This window comes from Bradyrhizobium sp. WSM2254 (genome assembly GCF_000472645.1).
Taxonomy (GTDB): domain Bacteria; phylum Pseudomonadota; class Alphaproteobacteria; order Rhizobiales; family Xanthobacteraceae; genus Bradyrhizobium; species Bradyrhizobium niftali.
In genome coordinates, this window is sequence record NZ_AXAB01000030.1 from 60,639 (window position 1) to 76,700 (window position 16,062).

Annotated in this window: 14 protein-coding genes and 1 pseudogene; 10 read left to right on the top strand and 5 right to left on the bottom strand. The window is 63.4% G+C overall.

The genetic code is table 11. The features are described 5' to 3' along the window. Positions 1-50: 50 nt before the first annotated feature. From A3M7_RS50625 to A3M7_RS0122505, 4 genes and pseudogenes are all read left to right on the top strand, one after another. Positions 51-188 (top strand): annotated as a pseudogene (locus A3M7_RS50625) (GNAT family N-acetyltransferase); the annotation flags it as partial. Between the two features lie 252 nt (positions 189-440). After that, on the top strand, positions 441-1,703 hold the full coding sequence (locus A3M7_RS0122495) for a CaiB/BaiF CoA-transferase family protein (RefSeq protein ID WP_027545908.1): 1,263 nt from the start codon (positions 441-443) through the stop codon (positions 1,701-1,703). Positions 1,704-1,890: 187 nt separating this feature from the next. Further along, entirely contained in the window at positions 1,891-3,120 is a 1,230-nt protein-coding gene (locus A3M7_RS0122500; RefSeq protein WP_027545909.1) for an acyl-CoA dehydrogenase family protein, read from the top strand. A 9-nt stretch (positions 3,121-3,129) separates the two neighbouring features. Beyond that, positions 3,130-3,693, top strand: a complete 564-nt coding sequence (locus A3M7_RS0122505; RefSeq protein WP_027545910.1) for a flavin reductase family protein — start codon at positions 3,130-3,132, stop codon at positions 3,691-3,693. Positions 3,694-3,717: 24 nt separating this feature from the next. Here the strand turns inward: A3M7_RS0122505 and A3M7_RS0122510 are convergent, their stop codons facing one another. Next, positions 3,718-4,626 (bottom strand): NAD(P)-dependent oxidoreductase, encoded by a 909-nt coding sequence (locus A3M7_RS0122510; protein ID WP_027545911.1) that lies wholly within the window; start codon positions 4,624-4,626, stop codon positions 3,718-3,720. 175 nt (positions 4,627-4,801) lie between these two features. On the opposite strand from A3M7_RS0122510, the gene A3M7_RS0122515 reads away from it, so the two are divergent. From A3M7_RS0122515 to A3M7_RS0122540, 6 genes are all read left to right on the top strand, one after another. Continuing rightward, positions 4,802-5,785, top strand: a complete 984-nt coding sequence (locus A3M7_RS0122515) for an ABC transporter substrate-binding protein (RefSeq protein WP_027545912.1) — start codon at positions 4,802-4,804, stop codon at positions 5,783-5,785. Between the two features lie 78 nt (positions 5,786-5,863). Beyond that, entirely contained in the window at positions 5,864-7,558 is a 1,695-nt protein-coding gene (gene ilvD, locus A3M7_RS0122520) for a dihydroxy-acid dehydratase (protein ID WP_027545913.1), read from the top strand. 122 nt (positions 7,559-7,680) lie between these two features. Continuing rightward, positions 7,681-8,526 (top strand): ABC transporter ATP-binding protein, encoded by an 846-nt coding sequence (locus A3M7_RS0122525; protein WP_027545914.1) that lies wholly within the window; start codon positions 7,681-7,683, stop codon positions 8,524-8,526. Beyond that, the gene (locus A3M7_RS0122530) at positions 8,523-9,308 is read left to right on the top strand and encodes an ABC transporter permease (protein ID WP_027545915.1); all 786 of its coding nucleotides are present in this window, start codon (positions 8,523-8,525) and stop codon (positions 9,306-9,308) included. Before A3M7_RS0122525 ends, A3M7_RS0122530 begins: the two co-directional genes overlap by 4 nt. Next, complete coding sequence (locus tag A3M7_RS0122535; protein ID WP_027545916.1) at positions 9,305-10,072, top strand: ABC transporter permease; 768 nt, start codon at positions 9,305-9,307, stop codon at positions 10,070-10,072. Before A3M7_RS0122530 ends, A3M7_RS0122535 begins: the two co-directional genes overlap by 4 nt. A gap of 38 nt (positions 10,073-10,110) precedes the next feature. Further along, entirely contained in the window at positions 10,111-11,157 is a 1,047-nt protein-coding gene (locus tag A3M7_RS0122540; protein WP_027545917.1) for a peptidase M29, read from the top strand. On the opposite strand, the gene A3M7_RS0122545 is transcribed toward A3M7_RS0122540, so the two are convergent. Genes A3M7_RS0122545 through A3M7_RS0122560 form a run of 4 tightly spaced genes read right to left on the bottom strand, consistent with a single transcriptional unit; the run spans position 11,154 to position 16,062 of the window. Continuing rightward, a complete protein-coding gene (locus A3M7_RS0122545; RefSeq protein WP_027545918.1) occupies positions 11,154-12,146 on the bottom strand; it encodes a 3-hydroxybutyryl-CoA dehydrogenase in 993 nt (330 codons plus the stop codon). The two genes, A3M7_RS0122540 and A3M7_RS0122545, sit on opposite strands and share 4 nt — an antisense overlap. Positions 12,147-12,149: 3 nt before the next feature. Next, complete coding sequence (locus A3M7_RS0122550) at positions 12,150-13,238, bottom strand: NAD/NADP-dependent octopine/nopaline dehydrogenase family protein (protein WP_027545919.1); 1,089 nt, start codon at positions 13,236-13,238, stop codon at positions 12,150-12,152. Beyond that, a complete protein-coding gene (locus A3M7_RS0122555) occupies positions 13,235-14,770 on the bottom strand; it encodes a class I adenylate-forming enzyme family protein (RefSeq protein WP_027545920.1) in 1,536 nt (511 codons plus the stop codon). The genes A3M7_RS0122550 and A3M7_RS0122555 overlap by 4 nt, the downstream gene beginning before the upstream one ends. A gap of 2 nt (positions 14,771-14,772) precedes the next feature. Then, positions 14,773-16,062, bottom strand: coding sequence for an acyl-CoA dehydrogenase family protein (locus A3M7_RS0122560; RefSeq protein WP_027545921.1), 1,290 nt, complete (start codon positions 16,060-16,062; stop codon positions 14,773-14,775).

A 16,062-nucleotide genomic window follows, 5' to 3' on the forward strand; every position in this document is an offset into this window, starting at 1 on the left:
GCGCGCATCGGCCGGTTGGGCCGTGGCTGACGGTGCCGAAGGACGCGTAATGGGACAGCATCGTCTCGGATACGACTGACAACCCGGTATCTGCCAATAACTTCATCCAGGCTGGCTATCGGCTCTATGAGCCCGAGGTACCCTGGGCCTGGTCGCATACGCTTTATTGGCGAAAACGCCTGCGCTGAGTTGGGGGCGCCGGCGTTTCCCGTGATGCGGAACGCGGTGTTCGCGGCGTAGAACGGGTCGCGCGAGACCCGGTGCAGCCTTGCACGCCCAAGATAGATGTCGAGAGGCCCGGCAGCTTGACGGCTGCCGGGCCCTTTTTTGCGTTTTCAGACGATGTGGCTGAAGCACTTGCGGAGTTGGTGGCGCCGGGCTTTAAGTTTGCTCCTGCAGGAAATTCGGCGACCATAAGCCGATGTAACGGAGCAGCATCGATGTCCACCAAGCCTCAATTGCCGGAACGTTCGTCGCGAGTCACGGGAGGGCCTACGGCGCTCGATGGTCTGCTGGTCGTCGATTTCACCCGCGTGGTTGCCGGCCCGGCCTGCACACAGACGCTCGCCGATTTCGGCGCGCGTGTCATCAAGATCGAGAACCCGGACGGCGGCGACGACACGCGCGCGTATGAACACGCCGAAACCGGCGGCGAGAGCGCCGCTTATCTCAGCCTGAACCGCAACAAGCGCGGTATCGCGCTCGATCTCGCCGTGCCCGAAGCCCGCGAGATCGCGCTGGATCTGATCCGCAACGCCGACGTGGTCGTCGAGAATTTCTCGAGCGGGGTCATGAAGAAATTCGGCCTCGACTACGAAGCGGTCGCGCCGCTCAATCCGCGGCTGGTCTATTGCTCGATCTCGGCCTACGGGCGCACCGGACCTTTCGCCTCTCGTCCCGGTTTTGATCCGATCACGCAGGCGGAAAGCGGCTTCATGTCCCTCAACGGATTTGCCGACGGTCCTCCAGTCCGCACCGGCCCGCCCATCGTGGATATCGCGACGGGAATGACGGCCTGTAACGCTATCCTTCTGGCTCTGCTGGCGCGCGATCGGCTGGGCCGTGGCCAGCACGTCGAGGTGGCCCTGTTCGACATCGCCATGGCGATGACGAGCTTCTACGGCATGGCCTATCTGATCAACGGTGAGAACCCCGGACGGTTCGGCAATTCGCCGAGCGGGTCTCCCACTGTCGGCGTCTACGAGGCCTCCGATGGACCGCTTTACATGGCCTGCGCCAACGACCGGCTCTATCGCCGGCTGGTGGTCGAGGTGCTGAACCGGCCCGATCTCATTACCGATCCGCAATTTGCGACGCGCAAAGCGCGCTCCGAGAACAAGGAGCTCTTGCGGGCGGCTATTGCGGAGGTCTTTGCAAGCGATACTCTTGAGAACTGGATGGCGAAAATGAAGCTGGCCAATATTCCGGTCGGCTATCTCCGCACCGTCGAGGAGGGCTTTAACGCACCCGAGGCCCGCGACCGCCATCGGTTGAGCCGGATTCCGCATCCTACGGCGGACTGGGTCCCCAACATCGAAACCCCGATTACCATGAGCCTGACGGGCGCGATCGATCCCGTTGCAGCGCCCCTGTTAGGCGAGCATACCGAGAACGTCTTACGTGACACGCTAGGTTACGACCAGCGCCGGATCGCGGAGCTCACCCAAAGGGGCGTCTTTGGATCAGGCAAGCCCGCGGTTTGAGCCCGGATGGTTAACCTTGAGGGGCGGGCGTCGCGGCGCGCCGACCTCTGCTTCGCGATGCGGCCGTTTGCGGCGTCGCATCCTTTTCAAGCAGCCCGGGGTCAGGGCGAAGACGCGGTGCTAGCATTGCATCGGCTTGATTTGGCGAGGTTCCCGCCGCATAAATGTGGGAAAGCGAGGGATGCGAATGGCGCCTGGTCAAGACCCGAGCGTGGGCCAGCCTGAGGGGCCGGAATCCGGCGAACGCGCCTATGCGGCAATGATCGCGAAGGCTCGGGCGCTCGTGCCACGACTGCGAGAGCGGGCAGCCCGAACCGAAGAGCTGCGCTTCCTTCCGCCCGAGACTGAACGGGATCTGCACGACGCCGGCCTGTTCCGGATGCTCCAGCCCAAGCGCATTGGCGGTGCCGAGCTCGACTATGTCGCCCTGATTGATTGCGCCGATCTGCTCGGACAAGCGGACGCGTCCGCCGCCTGGAATCTCGCCAATCTGGCGAGCCATCACTGGATGCTCGGCATGTTCGAGAAAAAGGCGCAGGATCTGGTCTGGGGCCGTGATCCGGATGCGCTGATCGCATCCTCATTCATCTTTCCTGCGGGCCGCGCCACGAGGGTGGAGGGCGGATACAAACTGCACGGAAGCTGGCCATTCTCCTCGGGCGTTGCGTCCTGCGAATGGAACATGCTTGCAAGCGTGGTCTCCTCTGATGATGAAGCAGACGGCATCGAGTATCGGATCTTTTTGCTTCCGAAACACGACTACAAGGTACTCGACACCTGGAATGTCGCCGGATTGCGCGGTACGGGGTCTTGCGACGTGGAAGTCAGGGAGGCCTTCGTGGCCGACCATATGACGGTTGCCGTCGGAGAGCTTGCCGGCGGCCGGGCGCCTGGAAGCAAGGTCAATCCCAATCCGTTGTATGCGCTACCCGTGTTCTCGCTGTTTCCTTACGTCCTGTCCGGCGTCGCGCTGGGCAATGCGCAGGCGTGCCTGAACGACTATATCGAGGTCGTCCGTCATCGCATTTCCACCTACAACCGCGCCAAGCTGAGCGACTTCCAAAGCACCCAGATCAAGATCGCGGAGGCCTCGGCAAAGATCGATGCCGCGCGTCGGACCATGCGTTCGGCCTGTATCGATGCCATGGAGGACGCACGACGCGGCCATATTCCGGACATAGCGACCAAGACCAGGTACCGACGTGACGGTGCGTTCTCGGTCAATCTATGTACCGACGCGGTCTCAATGCTATTTGCGGCGAGCGGGGCGCGCGGCCTCTTCACGGCGGGCGTGTTGCAGCGGCAGTTCCGCGATGCGCACGCGATCAACTCGCATCTCGCATTCAATTTCGATGCGGCTGGGACCAATTATGGACGCGTGGCACTGGGCCTGCCGTCCGAGAACCTTACGCTGTGAGGCCGGCCGATGAATGATCTGCCGAAGCAGCCGGCCGTTCCCGATCCAGCCAACGAACTCGCAAGCGACAGCTCGTCGATTGACCCCCGCGAGTTTCGCACCGCGCTCGGCACTTACGGAACAGGCGTAACGATCATCACCGCCTCGGCACCTGATGGAAAGCCGTATGGCATCACCTGCAATTCCTTTGCATCGGTCTCCTTGAATCCGCCACTCGTTCTCTGGAGCCTCGGAGTTTATTCTTCGAGTCTGGCGGTGTTTCAGAACGCAAGCCATTTTGCCGTTCATGTGCTCGGCGCTTCGCAACAGGCGCTCGCAAACAGATTCGCGAAATCGTCCGACGATAAATTCTCTGGCATCGACTGGACGCCGGGGCTCGGCGACGCTCCCGTACTTGCCGAGAGCGTCGCCAATTTTCAATGCCGCTCCGTCAATCGCTATTATGGCGGCGATCACGTGATCTTTCTGGGGGCGGTCGAAGCCTATGCCTACAATGCCAAGGATGCGTTGCTGTTTGCACGCGGGACGTATGGCCGGTTCCTTGCCGACGATGAACGCAAGAAGACACCGTAAAGCGTCCAGGTCCCGCCCGGTGGTTCAATGCTCTGCCGCTGAAAGCTTGTAGATCTCCAGCGCGTCGGCATCCGCGCCTCGCGCGGCTTTGGCCAGTCTGAAGAGCTGTCCCGCAAGCGTAGCCATTGGCACCGGCGTCGACGTCGCCTGCGCGACATCGGCAACCGTATCGAGGTCCTTGAGCATCGTGGCGATATGGCCGAGCGGCGGTGAGTGAATGCCCTGGACCATCCTCGGCACGAACAGCTGAAGTGGGATCGAATCCGCAAATCCGCCGGCGAGCGCTTCGGGCAGCCGATTGGCGTCGATTCCGGCGTTCACGGCAAGGCGTGTTGCTTCCGCGAGAACGGCCATCGTGCATCCGACGATCACCTGGTTACAGAGTTTTGCAGTCTGGCCGGCGCCGGTGGGGCCCATGTGAGTGAACCTACGGGCCATAGCCAGCACATAGGGCCGCACTCTCTCGATGTCGGCAGCATCCCCGCCGGCCATGATGGCAAGCGTGCCTTCCTCGGCGCCCTTGGTGCCGCCGGACACCGGTGCATCGATCCAGCCCGCGCCGTTCGCAGCTTTCAGTCGTGTTGCGAGGTCGCGCGCGGCGTCGGGATGAATTGACGAGAAGTCGACGACGAGCTTGCCTGCGCCGGGAGCCATTGAAAGACCTTCGGCTCCGAAAATCACCTCTTCCACGGCCGCGGCGTCCGTCACGCACATGAAGACGATGTCCGAGCCTGCCATAATGTCGCGGGGGCTGGCTCCATGCCTTGCGCCGGCTTCGACGAGTGGAGCGACCTTGCCTTCCGATCGGTTCCAGACACTGACCTGATAGCCGGCCTTGAGCAGGCGCCGGGTCATGGGCGTTCCCATGAGTCCAAGGCCGAGATAGCCGAACCGCTCGACGCCTTGCGGGTTTGCCTTGCTCGCATCAGCCATAGGTTGCCTCCTCCTGTCGCAGCACGACGGCGCGACCGCCGCTTTACCATACATGGCGCGTCCCGCCGCGAAACCGGACAGCTTGCATGGCTTGCCTGATTGTTTGAACCATGAAACATTTGCACCGGTCGGGTTGGGTGGCGCCGGTCGGCGCCGGAGCAACGGAGTGGGCGCGATGCGAACGGTTTCGAGGTTGATGCTAGCAACGGGGGCGGTGGCGGCCTTGATTGCGGGCGCAAGCCCCTCACGGGCGCAGCAGACGATCCGCGTCGGATGGACCATCCCGGCCGAGGAATCCAAATACTGGATGATGCGCAGGCCGGCTGAATTCCCCAATCTCGGCAAGACCTACAACATTGAATGGACCCAATTTCAAGGTACGGCGCCGATGACACAGGCATTGGCGGCAGGCGCACTGGATTGCGCGACGCAGGCGCCGCTGTCGCTCTCCAACGGTGTGGTCGGCGGCAATCTCAAGGCTTACATCGTGGCTCAGCACGTCTTCGAGAAGCCCGGCGGTTTCTCGGTCTACTGGGCTGTCATGGATGACTCGCCGATCAAGACCATTGCCGATCTCAAGGGCAAAACCGTCGGTATTTCCGTGATCGGCGGCGGCACGCAAGGGCCTTTCAACCTGCTCTTGAAGCAGAATGGCATCGATCCGGCCAAGGACATCAAGCTGGTCGAGGTCGGCTTTGCCGTCTCCGAGGACGCATTGCGCCAGGGCCGCGTCGACGCGGTCAACATGAACCAGCCATTTGCCGCACGCGCAGAAGCGAAGGGTGGCACAAGGAAACTGTTCTCGCTGTCCCAAGCGATGCCGAACATCGTGCACATCCTGGAAGCCTGCCGCGCCGATTTCGTCGACAAGAACCCGGAGTTGGTCAAAGCCTATGTCCGCGACATCACTTCGGGCATGAAGAAGACGCTGGCGAACCGCGAAGAGACCCTCAAGGTGGTGTCCGAGGTGCTGAAGGCGCCTGTTCCGGTGCTCGAGACCTACCTGCTCAAGGACAACGACTTTGGTCGTGATCCTGGTGCGGCGCCGAACTTCCCGGCGATCCAGAAGATGCTGGACATCTACGCAGAGACAGGAATGCTGCCGAAGCTGGATGTCGCACAGTTCAAGCATCCGACGATCGTCGCACCGTTGCAATAAGTGTTCGCGCCGCCTTTTTTGAGTGATGCATAGCGATGTCCCGCCGCGTGCGGGACATCGCACGAAGATGATGCAAGTATGAAGAAGTTGCGATCACGGATAACGACCGACGGCCTCGACCGGGCCCCCCACCGCGCATTCATGCGCGCGATGGGACTGGACGATGCGGCAATTGCCAAGCCGATGGTGGGCGTTGTCAGCATGAAGGGCGAGCAGACGCCCTGCAACATGACCCACGACTTCCAGGTGGCCGCAGCCAAGACGGGCATCGAGGAGGCCGGCGGCACGCCGCGCGAATTCTCGACCGTGTCGGTCTCCGACGGGATCAGCATGAATCACGAGGGAATGAAGTTCTCTCTCTTTTCTCGCGAGCTGATCGCCGACTCGATCGAGGCTGTCGTTCATGGTCTCGCCTATGACGCGCTGATCGGATACGGCGGATGCGACAAGACGCTTCCCGGCGTAATGATGGGCATGGTCCGTTGCAACGTGCCGTCCATTTTCATCTACGGCGGCAGTTCCCTGCCTGGGCGCGTGGACGGGCGAACCTTGACAGTGCTTGACTCCTACGAGGCTGTCGGCAGCTTCATGACCGGAGAGATCGACGGCGCCACGCTGGAGCGGATCGAGCGCGCCTGCCTGCCTACGATCGGTGCATGCGCCGGCCAATTTACTGCGAACACCATGGGAATGGTGTCGGAGGCGATGGGGCTCACCATTCCCAACGTCTCGATGGTGCCCGGTGTCTACGCCGAGCGCGCGCAGATCTCGCGACGCGCCGGGCGGCTGATCATGGAAATGCTGGAACGCGGCGGACCGCTGCCTCGCGACATCGTGACGCGGAAATCACTGGAGAACGGCGCGGCGATCGTCGCCGCTACGGGCGGTTCGACCAACGCCGCGCTGCATCTGCCGGCGATCGCGAACGAGGCCGGCATCGCATTCACGATCGATGATGTCGGCGAGGTCTTTGCCAGGACGCCGCTGATCGGAAACCTGCGGCCCGGAGGCAAATACACGGCGAAGGATGTCTACGATATGGGTGGAGCCGCCGTGGTGATCCAGGAGCTGATTCAAAGTGGTCACATCGATGGTAGCTGCATCACCATCACTGGCCGCACGCTTGCCGAAGAATATGGCGGGGCCAACGCGCCGGACGGTGAGGTCGTCTACGCGGCAAGTGCGCCGATCAGGCCGGATGGCGGTGTGGCGGTGCTGAAGGGCAACCTCTGTCCGGACGGTGCGGTCATCAAGGTCGCAGGTTTGAAGAGCCAGTTCTTCGAGGGTGTCGCGCGCGTTTTCGAGGACGAGGAGGCCTGCGTCGCAGCGGTTCGAGACCGCAGCTACAAGGCAGGTGAGGTTCTGGTGATCCGCAACGAGGGGCCGGTCGGCGGCCCCGGCATGCGCGAGATGCTCGGCGTCACCGCGCTGATCTACGGACAGGGCATGGGCGAAAAGGTGGCCCTGATCACCGACGGACGGTTCTCCGGCGCGACCCGCGGCATGTGCATCGGCTACGTGTCGCCCGAAGCATTCGTTGGTGGTCCGTTGGCCCTTGTTCGCGACGGCGACACGATCCGGATTGATGCTGCAAACCGGCGGATGGATATGCTGGTCGACGAGCAGGAACTCGCGGCGCGCCGACGTGATTGGGAGCCACGCCCGCCGCGTCACCGCGCAGGCGCGCTCGCAAAATATGCGCGACTGGTTGGCCAGGCGCCGGGCGGAGCGGTTACCCATGAGGGGCCGGCAGAATGGCCCTGGTTCGAATGACGCGGCGTACCTGTGCGAGAACGGCCACCTGTCTGGCAAGTTTCTTGCTAAGCTCCTTCCGCTGATGGAGGACATTCAGCAGACAAGTTGCGCGTTCGTGCGCGAGTGAAGTGAGAGACGGGATGAAGGTAGTGCCTTCGAGATCGAGCGAATGGGTGAGACCGGTGACGTCGCAAAAGCCGGAGTCTGCGATCATCGAGATCGACCGCGTCTCGCAGGTTTTTCAGACCTCGGCGCGCAAGGATCATTTGGCGCTATCGGACATCTCGCTGACGATCGACGAGGGCGCCTTTGTCTCCATCCTTGGTCCGTCGGGTTGTGGCAAGTCGACACTGCTCTACATCGTCGGGGGCTTCGTCAGCCCGACCAGTGGCGCGGCGAAGATCAAGGGACAGGCGATCACAGGACCCGGTCCGGATCGCGGACCAGTATTCCAGGAGTTTGCGCTCTTCCCCTGGAAAACCGTGCTGGGCAATGTGATGTACGGGCCGCGTCAGCAGGGCGTGCGGACGCCTGAGGCCGAAGCGCAGAGCCGGGCGCTGATCGAGATGGTCGGCCTCAAAGGCTACGAGAACTTCTATCCCAAGGAGCTGTCGGGCGGCATGAAGCAGCGCGTGGCGCTGGCCCGAACGCTCGCCTACCACCCCGAAGTCCTGTTGATGGACGAACCGTTCGGCGCGCTGGACGCTCACACCCGGACACGCTTGCAGAACGATCTCCTGAACATTTGGGAGCGCGACCGCAAGACGGTGCTGTTCGTCACCCATTCGGTCGATGAGGCCGTCTTCCTGTCGGACAAGGTCGTGATGATGTCGAAATCTCCAGGCCGCATCCGGCAGGTGATCGATATCGATCTGCCGCGGCCGCGCCGCCGCAACGAGCTGTTGCTCGATCCGCGCTACCAGAAGTACGTCGTCGACATCGAGCGCATGTTCGACGAGGTCGACGAGACCGGATCGCCGTCATGACATTGCTGGCTACCTCCGCCAGGCGTGCTGCCCCGGTGTTCGCTTGCATCGGGCTGCTGGCGATATGGCAGGTTGCCTCGCTGGCGCTGAAGAACGACAGCTTCCCGACAGCGATCGAGGCGATCCGGGCGATTCCGGATATTCTCGGCGACAAGGAGTCGCTGATCAACATCCTGGCCTCGCTCCGCCGCATGGCAATCGGGTTCGGTGTTGCAGTGCTTGTTTCGATTCCTCTTGGCCTGCTGATGGGACGTAGCCGTGCGGTTGCGGCATTCTTCAATCCGCTTCTGATGGTGATCTACCCGGTTCCAAAGGCGGCCCTGATGCCGATCATCATGCTGTGGCTGGGGGTCGGCGATATCGCGAAGACGCTGGTGATCTTCCTCGGCGTCAGCCTGCCCGTGATCTATCATAGCTTCGAGGGCGCCAGGGCGGTCGAAGAGAAGATGTTGTGGTCAGGCGCGGCCATGGGGCTCTCGCCCCTGCAACGACTGGTCCGGATCGTATTGCCGGCGGCGCTGCCGGAGGTCCTGACCGGCTGCCGCACGGGTTTGGTGCTGGCGCTGATCACGATGATCACCAGCGAGATGATCGCCCGTCAGTCCGGCGCCGGCAACATCCTGTTCAATGCGCTCGACATGGGCCAGTACGACACGGTCTTCGCGATGATCATCATCGTGGGGGCGATGGGCATCTGCCTCGACGCAATCTTCGAGCGGGTCCGCGCCAGGCTCGTGCGCTGGTCCGAACCTCAGTTCGACATGCCGTTGAGCTTCTCATGACGCCGCGCATTCTCCCATCAAATGTCTTTCTCGGAGTTGCGCCAATCGTGCTGGTGATCGCGGTTTGGCAAGGCCTGGTGTCATTCGGCTTTGCACCTGCGGTCCTGCTGCCACCGCCCGGATTCGTCTTCAGCCGTTTGCTCCAGCAGCTCGTGACGTGGACATTTCAGCAGGAGATCGTGGCAACCTTGATCCGGTTGTTTGCCGGCTTTGCGATTGCGGTCGTGCTCGGCGTCAGCATCGGCATCGCCGCGGCCGCCAATCCCGCGATCAACGCCGTGGTTCGGCCGATCGTGCGCGTATTGGCGCCGTTGCCGAAGGTTGCGCTCTATCCGGCGCTGCTGCTGCTGCTCGGCTTCGGCCACGGATCGAAGATCACGCTGGTGGCCGCGGATGCGCTGTTTCCCATTCTTCTATCCACCTACTATGGCGCCTCGACCGTCGAGCAGAAACTGATCTGGTCGGCCATGGCGGCGGGAACGCCGCGCTATGAAATCCTCTTCAAGGTGGTGCTGCCGGCGGCGATGCCGTCGATCCTGACCGGGTGCCGGATCGGCCTTGTCATTTCCTGCATCGTGGTGTTTCTGGCCGAGATGATCACGTCGACGGACGGGCTGGGCCATGCCCTCGTCACGGCGGCCCGGACGTTCCAGGCCGTCGACATGTTCGTGCCGCTGATCACGATCTCGCTGCTGGGTTTGATCCTGAATGCGCTGCTGGGCGCCGTGCGATCATACCTCCTACGGGGCTTTCCCGAAGCGTGATCTGACGGAACAAGAAAGCACGATACCGGGAGCGAACCATGCTGGCTGATCGCATCGAGGCAAAATGGATCGACGCATTTTGCGAGATTTTCGAACGATGCGCCGTCAAGGCCGGGGATACCGCGGCGATCCTCTCGGAAACGCAATCTCGTGCGCTGAATGTGCATCTGGCGGAACTCGCGCTGCTGCGGATGGGTGCGCGGCCATTTCATGTGGTGATGCCGACGCCGCGCAATCGCAATATCGTTCCGGTTCGTTCGACAGGGGCGAGCGAGGCGATCCAGCGGCTCGGCCCGGTGATCAGCGCGCTTCAGCAGGCCGGCTTTGTGGTGGATTGCACCATCGAGGGCCTGATGCACGCGGTGGAGACGCCCGAGATCCTCAAGGCCGGCGCGCGGATTCTGGTGATCTCCAACGAGCACCCGGAGGCGCTGGAGCGGATGGTGCCGGACCCCGCACTCGAGAAGCGCGTTCGCGCGGCGGCGAAGATGCTGCGCGGGACCAAGCGGATGCGGGTCACCTCAAAAGCCGGCACGGCGCTCGACGTGGACATGGTCGGTGCTTCAACGGTCGGCGTATGGGGCTGGACCGACAAGCCCGGCACGCTGGCGCATTGGCCGGGTGGCATTGTCGTCAGCTTTCCCAAGAACGGAACGATCAACGGCACGCTGGTGATGGCGCCTGGCGACATCAACCTGACCTTCAAGCGCTACCTGACATCCCCCGTGAAGATGACGTTGAAGGACGATTACGTCGTCGGCCTGGAAGGCGAGGGCACGGATGCCGCGATGATGCGTGCCTATCTCGCCGCCTGGGGCGATCGCGAGGCCTATGCGGTCTCGCACGTCGGTTTCGGCATGAATCCGGCCGCGCGCTATGAAGCGCTGTCGATGTACGACCAGCGCGACACCAACGGCACCGAGATACGTGCGGTCTCCGGCAATTTCCTGTTCTCGACCGGCGCGAACGAATTTGCCGGCCGCTACACGGCGGGCCATTTCGACCTGCCGATGATGGGGACCACCATCGAGCTGGACGGCGTCGCGGTTGTGCGGGAAGGCGTGCTTCAGGACGTCTTCGGCTAGTCGCGATCGAGTACTGGCGGGCGAGCCAGCTCGAAATGCCGGAGCAGGTCGACCATGGCCTGAAGCCGCTTTGCCCGATAGGCGTCGACATCGAGCCCGGAATAATCGAGAAAGCCTGCGCCGGTTCGCAGGCCGATCCGGCCTTCGTGCATGTTGCGCGAGATGACGTCCGGCGCGCGATAGCGGTCGCTGCCGAGTGCGCCTTCGAGGTAACGGCTCGCGTAGTAGAGGATATCGCCACCGCCCCAGTCGATGAACTCGAGCAGTCCGAGCACGGCGTAGCGGAAGCCGAAGCCGTAGCGGATCGCCTTGTCGATCTCCTCCGCGCTGGCGACGCCTTCCTCGACCATGCGTGCGGCCTCATTCATGGCCAGCGCCTGGATGCGCGGGACGATGAAGCCGGGCGTCGCCGCGCAGACCACCGGAACCTTGCCGATGCCTTCAAGCAGCGCCTTGACCTCGTCGATGACGGCGGGATCGGTGGCTTTGCCGGGCGAAACCTCGACCAGCGGGATCAGATAGGCCGGGTTGAGCCAGTGCACGTTGAGGAAGCGGCGAGGGTTCACGATCGCGCCTGAGAGATCGTCGACGAGAATAGTCGACGTCGTCGATGCAATGATCGTGTCCGGCTTTACCTGTCTCGAGGCCGCCCCCAGCACCTCCCGCTTGAGCTCGACGACTTCAGGGACACCCTCAAAAACCATTCCGGAATCGGCCAGCGCTGCGCCGCTCTGGCCGGCCGCCACCACCGAGACACGCGCGATGAGCGGATCGACATCTGCCTCGGCCAGCAGTCCCAGGTTCGAGAGGCTCGCAAACGTCTTCCTGACTTCGCCCAGCGCATCCGCTTGCAGCTTGGCGAAGTCCTCGGCGGAACGGGGCTTGATGTCGATCATCGTGACCCTGTGCCCAGCATAGGCGAACGCGACGGCGATGCCTCGCCCCATGCGGCCGGCCCCGAGACAGGCGATGTTGGCGCGACTGGTCATCGATCAGAATCCATTGCGAAGCAGCGTCTGCAATTCAGCCTTGCCGAGGCTGCCAAGACCAAGCGTATCGAGCGTTCGGCCGCCTTGGGCAAAATCCTCACCGCAGACCGCGCCACCGATGGCGAGAAAAGCCTTGGCCAGCGGCGTAGCCACACCCGCAACGCCGGCGACGGACACCAGAAGCGACAACCCAAGCCGCAAATCCTCGCGCATGTAGCGGTGCTCGGCAAGCATGATGCGCTCGCGCCAGTCGCCGGAGTCCGTCAGCCGGTCATGCGAGCCGCGCCCATACATCCAGATTTCGCCCTCCTTCGCGTAGTGGTGAGCGAGCGGGAAATGCGGTGCACCGTAGCCGAGCGCCTCGCGTACCGCGATCCGCTCCGCGTCGAGCGCGTCGGTCACCCGGCGGATTGAGGCTTGCGTTCCTTCCTTGTGGATGTCCCATCGCTCGAAATGTTCGATCGGGCCGGCGTTCATCACGATCAGTGGCGGATGGATGATGGGACCTGCATTCATCAGCGCGCCGGACAGCGCATCTCCGCAGGGCTCGATTGCGTCGGGGAAAGCGCGTCCGATCACTTCGAGTGCCTGTGGCGCCCGGTCGAGCGGAAAGACGCCAACCGGCAGCCGCTTCGCGCGGATCGTGATCGCGACCTCGAACGGCCCGTGCTTGCGGGTGAGCCAGGGCAGCGTGCCGGTTTCGGCAAAGCTCGCCTTGGCCCGGTTGCCGGCGTCCTGCGCGGCCTTCGCGAAGATCATCGAGCCGAATGTCGCGGGCGGCAGAAACACGACTTGGCCGTCCCGCAGGTGCGGAGCAAGCAAACGCGCGATATCCGGCTGCGCGAAGGCGGGGGCAGGGCACAGGATCAGTTCGACACCGTTCGCGGCTTCGGCGATGTCGGTCGTCACCAGCGCCAGCTTCATGTCGTGGCGGCCGTTATGGTCCTTCACCAGGATGCGCGAGCCCTCGGCGCGATGCGCGGCGACCTGATCTGCATCGCGACGCCAGAGCCGGACCTCATGTCCCGACAGCGCAAAATCGCCCGCGGCCGCGAAAGAGCCGTTTCCCCCACCCAGAACTGCTATCTTCAAGATGCCTCTCCTCGTGCGCGCGACTGCGCATCAAGCTGCTTCAGCAGGAAATGCTGGACCTTGCCCAGCGCCGTACGCGGCAGGTCGGTGACGAAGACGATGTCGCGCGGAACCTTGTACCGCGCAAGCTGCGACTGGAGATGCGCTCTCAGTTCCTCCGCCTCGAGCCGACAGCCGGATCGCCGGATCACATAGGCGATCGGTACCTCGTCCCAGCGCGGGTCCGGCCTGCCGATCACGGCGCATTCGCTGACATTGGGATGTTCCAGCAGGACGCGCTCGACTTCGGCCGGGTAGACATTCTCTCCGCCGGAAATGATCAAGTTCTTCTTGCGGTCGCGGACCCAGAAATAGCCGTCAGCGTCGCACAGGCCGATATCGCCGGTGCGATACCAGCCATCCTGCAGCGCATCGTGGGTGGCGTCCGCATTACCCCAATATTCGAAGAACACGTTGGGGCCGCGCACCGCGATCTCCCCGGGTGTGCCCGCCGGTACCTCACGGCCGGTCTGATCAATCACCTGCGCTTCGCAGCACAGGCCCGCAAGTCCGGTTGATCCCTCACGTGAGAGATCGCCGCCAAGCCGCGTATAGATCGCGATGGGGCAGGTTTCCGTCGAGCCATAAACCTGAAGCACCGGCACACCGCGTGCGACAAAGCGGTCGATCAGGTGCGGCGGCACGATGGTCGAGCCGGTGGCCACGGCCTTGAGCGATGAGAGATCGGCCGTGGTCCAGGCGGGATGCTCGCTTACGGCCTGAATGATCGCCGGCACCATCACCGTCAGCGTGGGTTGATCGCGCGCGATCGTTGCGAGCGCCGTATCCGGCGCGAAGCGGGCGTGGATCGTGACGGTCGCGCCAAGCTGAAGCGCCGGCGTGGTCTGGATATTGAGACCGCCGACGTGGAATAACGGCAGCACCGTCAGCACGTGATCGTCGGACGTCATGTTGTGCATGTGCTGGCTCATGACGCCGTTCCAGAACAGCGCTTCCTGGCGCAGCACAGCGCCTTTCGGCCGGCCGGTGGTCCCTGACGTGTAGACGATGAGGAGCGGGCTAGAGAGGTCGGTATGCGGATTTCGGCTGGTGCCATCGCTATGCGCCAGCAGGCTTTCGAAAGTCGTGCCGCGCGGCGGCGCAAAGTCGAAGCCAACAACGGATGTCCCCGGCGCTGTCCGCCCAAGCTCGGACAGAACTCCCCCAAACGCCTGCTCGAGCACCAGCACCTTGGCACCCGCATCGGTGAGAATGAAGAGCTGTTCGGCGACGGCAAGCCGCCAGTTCAAGGGCACCAGCATCGCCCCGAGCCGCGCGCAGGCATAAAGCAGAACCAGATAGTCCGGCCGGTTCAGACTGAGGATCGCAACGCGATCGCCCCGGCCGACGCCGAGCTCCTGCTTCAAGGCCGTGGCGGTCTGCTCGATACGCGCAGCAAATGCCGCGTAGCTCAGCCGCTCCCCCTCGAAGGCAATGGCCGTCTTGTCTGGCGCGAAGGCCGCATTGCGGTCGATCAGACTACAGAGGTCCACCGTCAGTCGTCCGTTTCACCGGCCTCATACAGCGCCTCGCGCCCGATACGGTCGAGGCAAAGCTCGGCGGTCCAGGGCAGCATCAGCGAGCCGCAGCGGCTGTCGCGATAGATCCGCTCCAGCGGGAGCGAGCGAAGCATCGCCTGGCCGCCGCAGGTGCGGATCGCGAGCGCGGCGAGCTCATTGGCTCCCTCCATCACCGAATATTGCGCGGCATAGGCGCGCAGCACCTGCTCCTTGCTCGGATTGGCGCGCGCCTCTGTGATGGCCTGGAACCAGATCGACTTGATCTGCTCGAGCTTGATCTGCATCTGCGCGACCGCGATCTGCTTGGTCGGGTACATCCGCCGCTTGACCGGCGGCATGCCCGGCACCTCGCCGCGCAAATAGCGCACGGTGAAATCATAGGCCGCTTGCGCGAGGCCCATATAGGTCGGCGACAGCGTCAGGAACATGTGCGGCCAGCGCATCGCGGCCTGGAAATAGACGCCACGCGGCATCAGCGCGGAATCCTCCGGGACGAATACGTCCTTGAACAGCAGCGTCCGCGAAACCGTCCCGCGCATGCCGAGCGGATCCCAATCGCCGACGACGGAGACGCCCTGCGACGTCGCGGGAATCGCGAGGTAAAGCGTGTTGCGGCGCGAGGCCTTCCCGCCTTCCTCGATTTCGGTACAGAGCACGCCGTAATAGTCGGCGTGACCGGACAGCGATGCAAAGATCTTCTTGCCGTTGACGATCCAGCCGCCCTTCACGGGCTTTGCCTGCGTTCCGAAGGCGACGCCGCCCGCGGCCGCCGCACCGCCTTCGGAGAAGGGCTGCGAGTAGATCGCGCCCTCTTCGACGATGCGCTTGTAGTGGACCGCGCGCCGCCGCTCGTGCTCGGCGCGGGTCTCCGCGTCCATGTCGAGGTCGTCCGCGAGCGGGCCCGACCACAGGGTTGAGCAGACATGCATGTTCCAGGTCAGCGCGGTCGCGCCGCAATAGCGGCCGATCTCGGCTGCGGCCAGCGCATAAGTCTGGTAGTTCGCACCGAGTCCGCCGTGCTTCTTGGGGACGGCGATGCCGAGCAGGCCGACGCGATGCAGGTCGCGATAATTCTCGGTCGGAAAGATCGCCTCGCGATCGTAGGTCGCAGCGCGCCCGGCGAACACGCTCTGGCCGATCTCGCGGGCGCGCGCGATGATGCCGGCCTGTTCGTCGCTGAGGCGGAACGCGACGGGATCGAAGATCGGTGCATCCAGCTCGACCTTGTCGCTCGCGCCGATCGTCTTGCTGACTTGCATGGTCAT

Bases quoted from the DNA above. Each gene is read 5' to 3' on its own strand.
- A3M7_RS0122495 (WP_027545908.1), top strand. From the start codon at position 441: ATGTCCACCAAGCCTCAATTGCCGGAACGTTCGTCGCGAGTCACGGGA.
- A3M7_RS0122500 (WP_027545909.1), top strand. From the start codon at position 1,891: ATGGCGCCTGGTCAAGACCCGAGCGTGGGCCAGCCTGAGGGGCCGGAA.
- A3M7_RS0122505 (WP_027545910.1), top strand. From the start codon at position 3,130: ATGAATGATCTGCCGAAGCAGCCGGCCGTTCCCGATCCAGCCAACGAA.
- A3M7_RS0122510 (WP_027545911.1), bottom strand. From the start codon at position 4,626: ATGGCTGATGCGAGCAAGGCAAACCCGCAAGGCGTCGAGCGGTTCGGC.
- A3M7_RS0122515 (WP_027545912.1), top strand. From the start codon at position 4,802: ATGCGAACGGTTTCGAGGTTGATGCTAGCAACGGGGGCGGTGGCGGCC.
- ilvD (WP_027545913.1), top strand. From the start codon at position 5,864: ATGAAGAAGTTGCGATCACGGATAACGACCGACGGCCTCGACCGGGCC.
- A3M7_RS0122525 (WP_027545914.1), top strand. From the start codon at position 7,681: ATGAAGGTAGTGCCTTCGAGATCGAGCGAATGGGTGAGACCGGTGACG.
- A3M7_RS0122530 (WP_027545915.1), top strand. From the start codon at position 8,523: ATGACATTGCTGGCTACCTCCGCCAGGCGTGCTGCCCCGGTGTTCGCT.
- A3M7_RS0122535 (WP_027545916.1), top strand. From the start codon at position 9,305: ATGACGCCGCGCATTCTCCCATCAAATGTCTTTCTCGGAGTTGCGCCA.
- A3M7_RS0122540 (WP_027545917.1), top strand. From the start codon at position 10,111: ATGCTGGCTGATCGCATCGAGGCAAAATGGATCGACGCATTTTGCGAG.
- A3M7_RS0122545 (WP_027545918.1), bottom strand. From the start codon at position 12,146: ATGACCAGTCGCGCCAACATCGCCTGTCTCGGGGCCGGCCGCATGGGG.
- A3M7_RS0122560 (WP_027545921.1), bottom strand. From the start codon at position 16,062: ATGACCATGCAAGTCAGCAAGACGATCGGCGCGAGCGACAAGGTCGAG.